14 protein-coding genes are annotated in these 12,918 nt (G+C 38.3%); 1 reads left to right on the top strand and 13 read right to left on the bottom strand.

Features of this window, described 5'->3' with window-relative positions:
• Window positions 1-61: 61 nt before the first annotated feature.
• Entirely contained in the window at window positions 62-1,336 is a 1,275-nt protein-coding gene (locus IGI37_RS00855) for an ABC transporter substrate-binding protein (RefSeq protein ID WP_438759519.1), read from the bottom strand.
• Between the two features lie 125 nt (window positions 1,337-1,461).
• Between IGI37_RS00855 and IGI37_RS00850 the strand changes: the two genes are divergently transcribed.
• Window positions 1,462-2,403, top strand: a complete 942-nt coding sequence (locus tag IGI37_RS00850) for an AraC family transcriptional regulator (protein WP_438759518.1) — start codon at window positions 1,462-1,464, stop codon at window positions 2,401-2,403.
• A 222-nt stretch (window positions 2,404-2,625) separates the two neighbouring features.
• Here IGI37_RS00850 and IGI37_RS00845 read toward each other — a convergent pair whose 3' ends face one another.
• The 12 genes from IGI37_RS00845 to istA form a co-directional block, all read right to left on the bottom strand.
• Complete coding sequence (locus tag IGI37_RS00845) at window positions 2,626-3,603, bottom strand: tRNA dihydrouridine synthase (RefSeq protein ID WP_438759517.1); 978 nt, start codon at window positions 3,601-3,603, stop codon at window positions 2,626-2,628.
• Window positions 3,604-3,739: 136 nt separating this feature from the next.
• A complete protein-coding gene (locus IGI37_RS00840) occupies window positions 3,740-4,525 on the bottom strand; it encodes a sulfite exporter TauE/SafE family protein (protein WP_438759516.1) in 786 nt (261 codons plus the stop codon).
• 130 nt (window positions 4,526-4,655) lie between these two features.
• Window positions 4,656-5,081, bottom strand: coding sequence for a PTS sugar transporter subunit IIA (locus IGI37_RS00835; RefSeq protein ID WP_438759515.1), 426 nt, complete (start codon window positions 5,079-5,081; stop codon window positions 4,656-4,658).
• Window positions 5,078-6,058 carry a serine hydrolase domain-containing protein gene (locus tag IGI37_RS00830; RefSeq protein ID WP_438759514.1) on the bottom strand — a complete coding sequence of 327 codons (981 nt, stop codon included), beginning with the start codon at window positions 6,056-6,058 and terminating at the stop codon, window positions 5,078-5,080. Before IGI37_RS00830 ends, IGI37_RS00835 begins: the two co-directional genes overlap by 4 nt.
• Complete coding sequence (murQ, locus tag IGI37_RS00825; RefSeq protein ID WP_438759513.1) at window positions 6,055-6,939, bottom strand: N-acetylmuramic acid 6-phosphate etherase; 885 nt, start codon at window positions 6,937-6,939, stop codon at window positions 6,055-6,057. Before murQ ends, IGI37_RS00830 begins: the two co-directional genes overlap by 4 nt.
• 3 nt (window positions 6,940-6,942) lie before the next feature.
• On the bottom strand, window positions 6,943-7,794 hold the full coding sequence (locus tag IGI37_RS00820; protein WP_438759512.1) for a MurR/RpiR family transcriptional regulator: 852 nt from the start codon (window positions 7,792-7,794) through the stop codon (window positions 6,943-6,945).
• 17 nt (window positions 7,795-7,811) lie between these two features.
• The gene (locus tag IGI37_RS00815; protein WP_438759511.1) at window positions 7,812-8,285 is read right to left on the bottom strand and encodes a PTS sugar transporter subunit IIB; all 474 of its coding nucleotides are present in this window, start codon (window positions 8,283-8,285) and stop codon (window positions 7,812-7,814) included.
• A gap of 109 nt (window positions 8,286-8,394) precedes the next feature.
• The gene (locus IGI37_RS00810) at window positions 8,395-9,213 is read right to left on the bottom strand and encodes a PTS system mannose/fructose/sorbose family transporter subunit IID (protein WP_438759509.1); all 819 of its coding nucleotides are present in this window, start codon (window positions 9,211-9,213) and stop codon (window positions 8,395-8,397) included.
• Window positions 9,206-10,009, bottom strand: coding sequence for a PTS mannose/fructose/sorbose/N-acetylgalactosamine transporter subunit IIC (locus IGI37_RS00805; protein ID WP_438759508.1), 804 nt, complete (start codon window positions 10,007-10,009; stop codon window positions 9,206-9,208). Before IGI37_RS00805 ends, IGI37_RS00810 begins: the two co-directional genes overlap by 8 nt.
• Window positions 10,010-10,385: 376 nt before the next feature.
• A complete protein-coding gene (locus IGI37_RS00800; RefSeq protein WP_438759507.1) occupies window positions 10,386-10,580 on the bottom strand; it encodes a hypothetical protein in 195 nt (64 codons plus the stop codon).
• Window positions 10,577-11,335: an IS21-like element helper ATPase IstB gene (istB, locus tag IGI37_RS00795; protein ID WP_438759506.1), complete on the bottom strand. Its 759-nt coding sequence runs from the start codon at window positions 11,333-11,335 to the stop codon at window positions 10,577-10,579. Before istB ends, IGI37_RS00800 begins: the two co-directional genes overlap by 4 nt.
• The gene (gene istA / locus IGI37_RS00790) at window positions 11,325-12,890 is read right to left on the bottom strand and encodes an IS21 family transposase (RefSeq protein ID WP_438759505.1); all 1,566 of its coding nucleotides are present in this window, start codon (window positions 12,888-12,890) and stop codon (window positions 11,325-11,327) included. Before istA ends, istB begins: the two co-directional genes overlap by 11 nt.
• Window positions 12,891-12,918 lie beyond the last annotated feature (28 nt).

The following is a 12,918-nucleotide window of genomic DNA, read 5'->3' as shown; positions in this document are numbered from 1 at the left end:
TTGTGAATTCCTTCTCATTTCTCGGAGTTAAACACTTCTTCCCAACCTCTTACAAAACGAATTACTTACGTTCTTCACTCCAAGTAGTTGTTACTGTATCAACAAACTCACTCCAAGGAATTTTCCCTGCTGTATACGCTTGAACTTGAACTCCAATAACATTCTGACCAAACCCATCAGGATAAGAATTGTGCACCCAAGGAACTGTTTTCCCGTCAGCTAAATACGTATAAATTTTATTAGACAATGGATCCGTGATGTCATCACTAGAAAAGTTCGTATAGGCTGGGATAAAGTCAAAATCATTGATAATTGCGTCCATCGCCTCTTTATCTGTATACATCCAGGTTAAGAAATCAATAGAAGCGTCGATTACTTTTTGATCCTTATCTTTATTCACACCCCAATACCATGCAGGCCCCGCGACAATTTTTCCTTCCGTTTCATTGTCTACAAACATAGGTACAATCGCTAATTTTTCTTTAGCAAATGATTCGTCTAAGCTATTTAGTGTCGGAACAATCCAGTTCCCTTGATGAACAATCGCTGTTTTGCCACCCGCAAATAATTCTTCAACAGACGTACTATAATCCATTGACTCAAGTGGCCCTGCGTTATACTTCGCGGCTAAATCTAAATAACTTTGCATTTGTTTGTTATATTTAAACGCCAATTCTTTAGCTCCATAAGTTTTTACCAAACTATCAGAGAACTCTGGTGCAATAAAGTTTGAGCTGAACTGACTTGTTACCCAAGTTTCTCCACCACTAAAAGCAAAGACTCCTTCTAACCCTAACTCGTCTTTTTTAGAATCGATTTTTTTGACCGCGCTTTCAAACTCAGCAAACGACTGAATACTTTCTACATCAATCCCAGATTTCTCAAAAATTTCTTTATTAACTAACCAACCATATCCTTCAATATTCATTGGAACGCCTAGAACTTTATCATTTAATGTCGCTCCTTCTAGCGTGCCTTCGATGGCATTTTTGGCTAAGTCAGTATCTGTTAAATCAAACAGTTTATGCTCCCAAGTCTGTGCATCTGATAGACCGCCTAGCATGAAAATATCTGGCTCATCACCGGAAGAAAATTTTGACTGCATCGCCGCTGTTGCATCCGTCCCGCCACCAACCGTTGTCATATTGATTTTCACGTCCGGATGACTCTTCTCATACTTTTCAACTAACGCATCCATCTGCTCTGCGGTTTCTGTTTTAATATTGAATACTTCTAATGTCGTTTTCCCTTTATCAGATGAATCCTCTGAGCTACCACAAGCGGTTAAACTTAACATTCCCAAGACAGCCGCTGATACTAATAAAAATTTTTTCATCTTTCGTCCTCCTAGTTGTTCTTCTTTGATACAGTTTCATTATAGGGACATCTATGATAGAATGTAATCGCTATCTTAATTTAAATACACGAAAATATTGATATTTTTGAAAAAAAGGAGGAAAAATGGATAAATTTATATTTACACCTAACCCTAGTGAAAACGATATTGATAACTCTTTAAAGGAGATTACGGAACATGGGAATAGTCTCTTTCCTTTTGCCGTTCATTTTACAAACCATGATCAATCTCACCCAATTATGATTCATACCCATTGGCATAGAGAGATGGAAGTTCTTTATATTACAAGTGGCAAAATGGAAGTCATTGTTGAAGGAAATCATTTTGTCGCTACAGAAGGAGATATCTTGTTTATTCCACCTAACTTGTTGCATGGAGCCGTGAACTATCAACAATCTGCTTGTTCATTTTTTGCTATCGTATTTGACTCGTTTTTCATTAGTAGTCATTCATCTGATACCATTCAACAATCCTATTTTGATCCAATACTAAACTACACGACGCAACACATTGTCCATGCTACCAATGAGCTAGAAAATATTGAACAAATTCAACAGCATGCAGCCGAATTAATTGAATCCTTCGCCATAAAAAAACCTTATTTCGAGTTAACTTTAAAAGCACATCTTCTTTTATTTTTTCAACAACTCTATGTAGCAAAAGAAATGCTCTTTCATTTTGAACAAAACATTGAACAAAAAAATGATCTAACTTCCTATAAATGTAAAAAGATCTTAGTCTATCTAGAAGAGAACTATAAAAATCCTATTTCGTTAGATGATATCAGCACGCATATTGGCTTCAGTCGAGAACATTTTTGTCGCTTTTTCAAAAAAAATTTTCGTTTATCCTTTTTTACTTATTTGAACGGCATGCGCATTAAAAAAGCTGAGTATTTGCTTTTAAATACTCAACTAAAAATTATTGATATTGCATTAGAAAGTGGCTTTGAAGACTCTAACTACTTTACGTCCGTCTTCAAAAAAGAAACGGGTCTTACACCCACAGCTTATCGGAAAAATCCAAATAATGTGACACTTTTATAAGTCTGTCCATTCGACACTCTATTACAACCAGAATCAGAAAGTAAGACTTGTACTTAGCTCCCAAAAGAAAACGAGCTATCTTGAAAAATACAGCATTTTCAGACAGCTCAGTTTTTTATTTTTATCGACCTCTACTCGAGTACTTTTATCAACAGGCGTCCACTAAAAAGCACTCATTTGGCAGGTAGTAAATCTCCAATTATTTATTTCTTCAGCAGACCTTTACCCGAAAATCCCTTCGTGCGCTCTTTCAAAGTCATCTAATCGTTCACGGACTTCATTGGTTGATTTTGTATTCATTAAGCTTGCTCGCAGATCACCAGCTCCTGGAAATCCTTTAACATAGATTTTGAAGAAACGATGTAACCCAACAATGGTGCGTGGGACTTCTTTCGCATATTCATCTTGAAGATCAAGCTGTAAACGCAGCAAACCTACCAGTTCCTTAGCTGAATGTTCTTTGGCTTCTTTCTCAAAGGCATAAGGATTTTTAAAAATTCCTCGACCAATCATCAGCCCATCTACCCCATATTTTTCAGCAAGCTCTAAACCCATCCGGCGATCCATGATATCACCATTAATGGTAATCAGTGTTGCTGGGGCAATTTCATCACGCCAAGCCATAATCTGGGGAATAACTTCCCAATGTGCGGAAACTTTACTCATTTCCTTTCGCGTACGCAAGTGGATAGACAGATTCGCGATATCCTGTTTCAACAAATGGCGAATCCACTGCGCCATTTCAGCGATTTCTGTGTAACCAATCCGTGTTTTCACACTCACCGGAAGGCCACCAGCTTTGGCGGCTTCGATTAATTCAGCAGCAACCTCTGGACGTAAAATCAGCCCACTACCTTTTCCACGACCAGCTACATTAGGAACAGGACAGCCCATGTTCAAATCAATTCCTTTAAAGCCCATCTCTGCCAAACTAAAGCTCATTTTTCGAAAATAATCCGGATTATCACCCCAAATATGAGCGACCATTGGCTGTTCATCCTCTGTAAATGTTAGACGACCTCGAACACTTTCAATTCCATCTGGATGACAAAAACTATCTGAATTTGTAAATTCAGTAAAAAAGACATCTGGTGCCCCTGCGGACTTGACCACATGTCGAAAAACAACATCCGTCACGTCTTCCATTGGTGCTAACACAAAAAAGGGCTTAGGTAACTCTGCCCAAAAATTATTCGACATTCTTAACTCTTCCTTCCACACATGCGATTTGCTCGCTCGCAGTCACTTTTCAAAGCATAGTTATTATACTAAGAACGAGAAAAAGAAGCAAAGAGTGCGTCTATAAAGTATAGAGTTCAGATAAGTCATTCATCTACTAGACCAGACTCAACAGATGGACCCCATTATAAATATTGATAAATAATACCACTAAAATGACAATCAAAAAGATACTCGTCACTTTTTTTGCGCTTAAAAGTTGAGATAAAGCAGCACCAATCAAACCACCCAAAATAGCCGCTGGAATAATATAGAGTAAAACTGATAAATCATACCTAGCCAATCCACTACCAAATAGAATGGTCAATAACTTAGCAAGCTGAGAAAAGAAGATCGTTGCAATCGAATAAACCGTCGCCTCTTTAATCGGTAAACTGAACATCAACATCAATAAAGAAACATTGATGGGGCCGCCACCGATTCCTAGTAAACTTGCTAAAAATCCTAAAATCACCCCACAAGAAAGATACCCTGAGTAAGTCATCAATTGAAAACTTCGCCATGGATAACGAGTATATAAGAAGGCAAAAAGAAGAGAACCCACTGTAATAATAATCTGAATGAGTTGAACATCTTTTTCATTATCAAACAAAAGCAAAAGTTGTTCAAACACAGAATTTCCTAGTACACCACCCACTAATGCGCCCAAAGAAATCCACAATACGATTGAAAAATTAATAGACTGTCCCCTTGCTAGCTGACGCAAGGTCGAAGAAATCGACATTGTAAAGACAGCAACGGTCGAATAAAAGGAGATAGCCGCCACTGAATGGTAATCAATCAAATCAAAGATTGGTTTAATAATTACACCTCCGCCCATCCCAGAGATAGCACCAATTGTGTTGGCAATAATAATCACTACAAAATAAAGAATACCTATCATAACTACAGATCCTTTCGTACAAAAAAGGACTGGGACGTGAGTCGAAACGACTGGTGTCCTAGTCTGCCAATTTGAAATGAACGATTCTCAGCAGTAGACTGCCGTAGCGCTCACGCCCTGTCCTCAGTTGTTATTCCTCATATTCCTCTTCGTCGTAAATTTCCTCGGTTAAAGTCAAACTTTCTACAGCACTTTTCCCAATTGTCTCTAAGTAGCTACTTAATTCAGCCGCTGTCGTTAGTGGTGAAAAAATCCCTTCAATCAACATCGCCAAATTAAGTCCTGATACCACTCTCAAATTAGGACGTTCACTCATTTTCATCATGGCTACATTACAAGGCGTTCCACCTTTCAAGTCAGCCAAAATAACGATTTCAGTCTCAGGTGTAAATGACCGTAAAATTTGATCCAGCTTTTCTGTCGTCCCAGATAATCCGTCATCTTCTTTCATTGCAATCGCAAAGACATTCTCCGGTTCACCTACAATCATTTTAGCGGAATTACGTGTTTCTACAGCCATATTACCATGGCTCATTACGATTAAAATTGGTCTCATGCATCATTCTCCTTAAAAAATTCTTGGTACAATTTGAAACGTTCTGTGATAAATTTAGGCGTCTCACGTGTCGGGTGAACTCGATTACTCAATAGAATAAACGCCTTATGTTTCTGGATATCCAGTCCAATCGAAGTCCCCGCAAACCCAGTATGGTAGAGGACATTAGGTCCAAAAGGCTTCTCCCAGCCCCACGTTCGACCCTGCTCACTTTTTAGAAGGATTTGATAAATCTTCGGCTCAAACCAGTCAGCCTCACCTAGTCGATTGTTCATCAATGCTTCTGTAAATATAATAAGATCATTTAAAGTTGAAAACAGCCCTGCACTTCCTATCGGCCGACCAAAACGGTATGCTTTTGAATCATGGACAACGCCGTGGATTAAGCCACGCTCCGAACTTATTTCAGTAGGCATAATTCGTGAAAGATCTTTCGGAAAAAAAGTTGTATCTTTCATTCCTAACGGTTGAAATAGATGTTTTTGAAAAGAAGTCTCCAAATCTGTCCCCTCGATTTCCTCAATGACAAAACCTAAGAGCAAGTAGCCAATATCAGAATAAACGATAGGATAATCTGTCATAGAAGGAGTGAAATTCTTTAGAAAATCAATCGCCAAATCCTCTGAAAAATGTTTTTTATCCGAGAAATCTGCTGGCAAACCACTTCGGTGAAAGAGTAGCTCTTCAATAGTCATCGATAGGTTTGGAAATTGAGGAAGTAAGGTACTCACGACTGTATCATACGACAATTGTTTTTCTTGAATCATCTGAATTATTCGTGTTGTCGTTCCAACTACTTTGGTTAAAGAAGCTAAATCATAGAGCGATTCATCAGAAACTTCTTGATCCGAATAAGGCTGGCTTTTTCCCATCTTACCTATCAAAAACTTTTCTGTTTTTTGATTTAAGACGGCTGCAGAAAGTCCTGAAACTTCTGTTTGCTGTAAAAAATCTGTCAATTGTTGAATCATTTTCATGATCGAGAAATCCGATTATTATTGACTTGTAAATAACTTTCAGCAGCTTCACGATCAATTTTTTGCTCATGCATCACAATTGCTACATTAACTCGCTGTCCAGCTGCCTCAAATAATGCGCTCGCTTTCGTGCGATCCATAGTTAATGCTTGGGCAATAATATTAATCGAACGTTCAACTAACTTTTCATTTGTTGCCTGCACATTCACCATCAAGTTCTGATAAACTTTACCTGTTTTAATCATAATCCCTGTTGAGAGCATGTTTAAAATCATCTTTTGAGCAGTTCCCGCCTTCATTCGTGTCGAGCCCGTGATGACCTCAGCTCCAACCATTGCGGCAATCCCCACGTTTGCTTCCTGTGTCATCCTATTGTTTTTTGTACAAGTGACAGAAATAGTTAACGCGCCCACTTTATTGCCATATTCTAAAGCAGATAAAGCATAGGGGGTTCGGCCACTAGCAGCAATCGCAATCACGATGTCTTTTTCAGTCAAATTAGCGTTCTTCAAATCCGTCACAGCGAGTTCCTTAGAGTCTTCTGCCCCTTCTACAGCCGCAAACATGGCTTCCTTACCACCAGCCAAAATACCAAAAGCTCGTTCTGGTGGCACGCTGTAGGTTGGTGTTAATTCTATCGCATCTAAAGCACCCATTCGTCCAGAAGTGCCGGCACCGATATATATCATGCGGCCCCCTTCATTGAAACGAATCGCAGCTTGGTCAACGGCTTCAGCTACTTGAGGCAACACCTTTTCAACTGCCTGGGCAACTCCTTGATCTTCTTTATTAATTATTTTGATCATCTCCAATGTAGGAAGTCGATCAATATTCATACTATTATTATTGCGTTGCTCTGTCGCTAAATTTGAAATTTCCATATACTACTCTTCTTTCAACGGATTAATCCAGTTTTTTGTAATAATCATATTTTCTGTGATATCCTCTTCAATATTTTCTTGGATAACACCTAAATATAGCGCGGTTCCGACAATCATCGAAGAATACATCGATGAGATTGCCCCTACGCGTAACAAATGTTCATTGCTTGGAACAACCAGAACTTCATTCGCTAAATTTTTAATTTTAGGCCCCTGATTTCGAGTAATGACAATCAAATGAGCGCCTTTCTTTTTCGCATACTCACAGGCCAGTAAAATCTCTTTTGTATGACCACTATAAGTAACAGCAATGACTACATCGTCCGCCGTTGCATAGTTTAGCATCTCTATCCCAATGTGAATATCAAAAATGAAGGATGAGCGAATTCCTGCACGACTGAATTTATGAAACAAGTCGTAGGCAATAAGAGAACTTGCACCAATCCCAAACAAGAAAACATTTTGTGCTTTTTTGATGTGGTTAATCGCTTTTGCCAAGACATCACGATCCACGGTGTTAAACACGTCTGTCGCAGTATCTTTAATCAGCGTCTCCACTTTCCCACATAAAACATCCAAGCTATCATTTTCAGATACGATTGGATCAATTTGGCGCTCGTTGGCTAGAATCGCTTGATCCGTAGAAAGTTGAACCTTCATTTCATCCAAGCCAACATAACCGATTTTTTTCACGAAACGAACCACTGAAGCAGGAGAGACATTAGAAGCTTCCCCAATTTCAGATGCAGTTTGTTTAATCACCTCTTCTGGAAAATGTAACATATAGTCTGCAATTTTTTTATTTGCCTTAGATAGTGATGAGTAAACCTTTCTGATTTGCGGTAATACTTCCATAATGCTCCCCCTTATGTTTACAAGAATGTATTAATCAACTCATTTGATTCTGATGGGATCATTTGCGCAGTAATTTTAACGCCTTGATCTGTCAAACGTTGAATCGTTGTAATATCATCTTGTGTGACTGCTACTGATTTTTTGATTGCTTTACTGCCTTCCTTGACAGAAATATTTCCTACATTAAATTCCTTCAAAGGCACCTCTGCATCAATCAGTCTAGCCATATCCTCAATTGTCTTTGTAATTAAGAATACCTTTTCATCATCATATTTTCCACTACGAATATTTTCAGCCGCTTTTCTAACTGATAGAATTGATAACTTGACGCCTACTGGTTTCGCCATTTTTAAAGCCCCGATTTGAATCTGATCTTTAACAACCTGATCGTTGACGACCATAATCCGTTGCGCTCCTAAAGAATTAGTCCAGACAGTCGCTACTTGCCCATGAATTAATCGTTCATCTACACGTGCATGAATAATGCCCATAATTATTTCCTCCTTGAGTTTCTCTCTTATTTGTATTGCCTTAATTATTACTTACAATGAGATCGGGCTTAAATTCGTCTTTTTCCCTATCTCTAATCACTCATTTGGGTTAGAATAAACCGCCAATCCAAGCTAAGACGGGCTGCAGGTTCCCTAAAATCATTCCTAAAAGAATTAAAACAAAAATCAAACGCGTTGAATTCATTTTTTTCTTACCTAATAACCAATAAGATAAGAAAACAATTGCTAAAGGAACTAACCCTGGTAAAATTTTATCCAACATTTCTTGTGTAGATAATGTGACTTCACCCATCTTATAGGTTAAGTCTAACTTATAGGTAATCACGGAAGGAATCAACCCACCTACAACCGTTAATCCTAAAATCGCTGCTGCTTCAGTAAATAGTTTCATTTTATCGGCAAACTCGGTCGCAATTTTTTTCCCTTGACTGTAACCAATGTGGATAAATTTATAACGAACCCACATAACCACAGCACCCATGATTAAGGGAATCAATAAGCCAACAATTTGACCCGCTTGAGCCATGTATGCTGCAATCGAGAAAACAATCGCGCGATAAATTGCAATAAAGACGGTATCCCCGACTCCTGCAAAGGGTCCCATCAACCCTGTTTTCAAACCTGTGATAGCCTCAGGATCTTCCATGCCAAACTCTTCTTCAAGTCCTGCATCTGCCCCAATAATCAAGCTCGACATAGCTGGTGTCGTATTAAAAAAACCTAAATGTGCTTTCAACGCTTTTTTCATCGCTTCATCATCATCAGAGTAAAGTCTCTTAAGAACTGGCATGATAGAATACGCATAACCTAGACCCTGCATTTTTTCATAGTTCCAACCCCATTGAAAGCCAAATAAATTGCGCACATACATTTTATTGATATCTTGTTTTGTCAATTTTTTAGTCATCAATCTCAATCTCCTCATCATCTTCATAGACTACGTTCCCTGTGTTAGAAGCAGCCGCTGGAGTATTTTGGTTCATTACATACATTGCCGCTAATGCTAAGCCTACTAAAGCGACACCTAATACAGAGAAGAACTCTGCGCCAAAAGCGAGTAAAACAAACCCAATCAAGAAATAAGGCCAATACTTTTTAATCGGTAAGTAGCGCATTAAGATGGCAATTCCCATTGCAGGTAAGATAGCCCCTGATGCTTTTAAACCTGTCATAATCCAAGCAGGAATCATGTCGTTAATAATACTTACCACTTGTTCTCCAAAGAATAAGCCAATAAATACAGGAATAATACGAGAGATTGTCCACGGGAAAATCCCTAAAATGTTACAGCGCTCTACTGCTTTGTAATCACCCAACTCAGCATAGTGATCGGCTTTATGTTGAAAGAATGTATTTGCCATCCGACCTAAAATATCCAACTGTGTCAGTAAAAGCCCGATTGGTACAGCTATCCCAATTCCGTACTCAACTCCTTTTCCTGAAAGGATCGCATAAGCCGTTCCCATGATGGCTCCAGATAAGAAATCTGGTACGGTAGCGCCTCCATAAGTGGCCACCCCTAAAGTCATCAATTGTAATGTTGCTCCAATCATAAGACCCGTTTGAAGATCTCCCATAACAAGACCCGTAAACGTTGCTGCAAATAATGGTGTGTAAGGACCTACTTGAACTGAAATTTGATCCAGAACACCCACAACTGTATACGCACATAATACTAAAATAATACCTAATGATAGATGCATTTTTTCTCCTCCTTAACATATGATTGCGCTATCAATTTCACAACTCAATCATAAACGAAAAGAAATGATATTTCAATACTTTTTACATATTTATTTTTTATGAAACGGAATTTCTTAATTATGCTTGTCCGAAACCTAGAAATTATCTGCTCAGGAATGGATACTGAAGGCGGCATTGTAAATTGACCACCTCTGCGAAGAAATTGACCACCTTCGGCGAAAGAATGAACCACTTTGTGCGCAGTAATTTGCCACTCAAAGAAAATTAAATGAATATCAACAGTTTATACCATATGAAAAATACATAAATACCCCTAAAAGCGTCGTTAGGCTTGTAAAGGTATTTATTAAGGGCTAGTTTAGACTAAAGTGGCCCTTAGTGGTTTAAATGGTCATATTTCTTAATTAATTTAATCCCAAGGGCAACGAGCTCATCGTCTGTAAGGGATTCTTGTGAGTCCCAGATGGCTTGTAGAAGTGATTCATCTACCAAATTTATCAGATCCTCAGGAGCTGTTAAGCGGTAATGGAAGTCCTTAATTCGTATATAAACATTGTCCGGAATCATCATGGCTTTATGACCAAACCATGCCGTTCACGCATAGATACTTTTCCATCAATTAAAATAGGATAGGCATCATGAATAATTCTATCAAGTATGGCATCGGCAATTTGTGGATTACCAAGTTTTTCATGCCAACCTTCAGGGGAAAATTGTGAACAGAAGATCGTTGACGTCACTTGAAGCCTGCTTTCTACCAACTCAAGAATATAAGTGGATTGCTCAAGCGTTAAAGGGGTCAATAACCATTCATCTAAAATAAGTAAGTCCACTTTTTTATAACGATTTAATACTTTCCTGAAGCTTCCATCGGCTTCATTTTTGGCAATTGTTAGTTCATCTAATAGTTCAGGTAGCCGGATATAACGTACTTTATAACCTTGACGGCATGCTTCAATACCAAAGGCATTAGAAAGCCAGGTCTTCCCATTCCCTGAAGCACCCATGAGTATGATATTATGATGCTCTGCTAAATATGTCCCCATTCTAAGTTTTAGAATTAATTCTTTGTCTAATTGACGATCTGGATAATATTCAATGTCTTCAATTGCCGCCTGTCGGTTATGAAAATTTGCACTTTTAATCAAACGATCAAGCCGAGCTGATTTCTGACGAGCATATTCAGCATCGACAATTAAATTGAGCCGGTCATTAAATGGCATATCGTTGTAACTTTTATTATCTAATTGCTGTGATTCTATTGCTTCTACCATGCCGTTGAGGCGCATTTCATGTAGCTTGCGTTTCGTATCTTCATTCATCATTTAGTTTCCCTCCAAAATAACTCGCTCCTCGAGTAAACCCATAGTCTTTCGTTGTTTCCTCTGGTATGTCTCCATTCAATTTCATTTTTGCGTTTTTCTTCTTATTACTTGCTAATAGTGTTTCAACTGTACGAACAGTTGGAGTTGATGCTAACTTAAGAACTGCCTCACAAGCTGTTTCAAGCTCTTCTTTCGAGTATTTCTTTCCTTGATTTTTCAAGCGCATGGTAGCTTTTAACGCTTGTCTTTCAGCTTGCGCATAGTCAAAAATAAACGTGACCACTTTAGTGGTCGCTTCACCAATTGTATTCGCCCAGTCAATGACTGATTCTTTCGTGTGATCTATATAGAGTTTATGATTATCTGGCATATGGTCGCGATTAGTCGAAAATTGTCCGAATTTACCGTATAATCGCTTATGTGTGGCAATACGGCTGTCTTTATAAAAAACTTCTACTAAGTCTTTTGTAAGGCGAATATCAACTTTATTTTGGATGTACTCATAAGGGACTGAGTAAAACATGCTTTCAATCGAAACCATGTAATCTAATTGAACGGTTGCTGTTTTCCATGTTGCTAATCTAAATGGTGTAAGAGGAAGAGGTTTAAGCGCGAACTTTTCTTCTTCCTCAAATGCCGTTGTTCTATTTCCCAACTTATATTTTTTTGTAAAGGGCCGGTCATTGAATTCATCTAACTTCTTTTTTATATCTGCATTTAATTCATCAAGTGTAAAATACACCGAATTTCTTAAACTAGCGATTACCCATGTTGACAGGTTTCCAACATTTCCTTCAACACTCGCTTTATCTTTAGGTGTTCTAATACGAGCCGGAAGAATCACAGTCCCATAATGATCAGCCAATTCGCGATAAACTTCATTCAAAATAGCTGCACCATATTCAGTTTTGCTCACACCCGTTTTAAGATTATCCGGTACTAATAGTTCTGTTACACCGCCAAAATAATTATATGCGCGAATATGAACATTAATCCAATCGTCTTGTTTCATCGATAGTGTTGCTTCACAATAGGTATATTGTGTACACGGAAGTGTGGCAACGAAAAGATACGCTTTAACTTGGTTACCAGTATCTCTATCGACTAATTTAAGTGTTGCACCCGCCCAATCGACTTCCATGATTTCTCCTGGCTTACGTTTTATACGCATAGTGGCTTTGTATTTTCTTGCATACTCAGTGTAATACTGACAATAGGTTCGATAGGCATATGGAATTTTATCACTATTTCTGCACTCAAGCTCATATTCATGGTGAAGCAACGATAATGTAACGTTTGGTTTTGCGAGTTCTTTATAAATATATTCGAAGTCAGGTAACTCCCTTCCTTTAGATTCACGCATTTTTTCAGGAAACAGTAGACCCTCAAACCAGGAATCAGTCATTTCTTCAGTGAACGGTTCTTTAATTCCTTTTTCCATTGCTTTCTTAATGATTTCAGAGACCTTGGGTCGCGAATTACCTGTGTTTGCGGCAATACTACGCATACTAAACCCTTGTTCATTCAATTCCAAAATTTTTCGATATTGAAGCATAAAAAAACCTCCTGTATTTATTCTTCAT

This window comes from Enterococcus sp. AZ194 (assembly GCF_051713825.1).
Classification (GTDB): Bacteria; Bacillota; Bacilli; order Lactobacillales; family Enterococcaceae; genus Enterococcus_K.
Note: the sequence above shows the minus strand (reverse complement) of the source record. Positions and strands in the feature narration are given on the sequence as shown.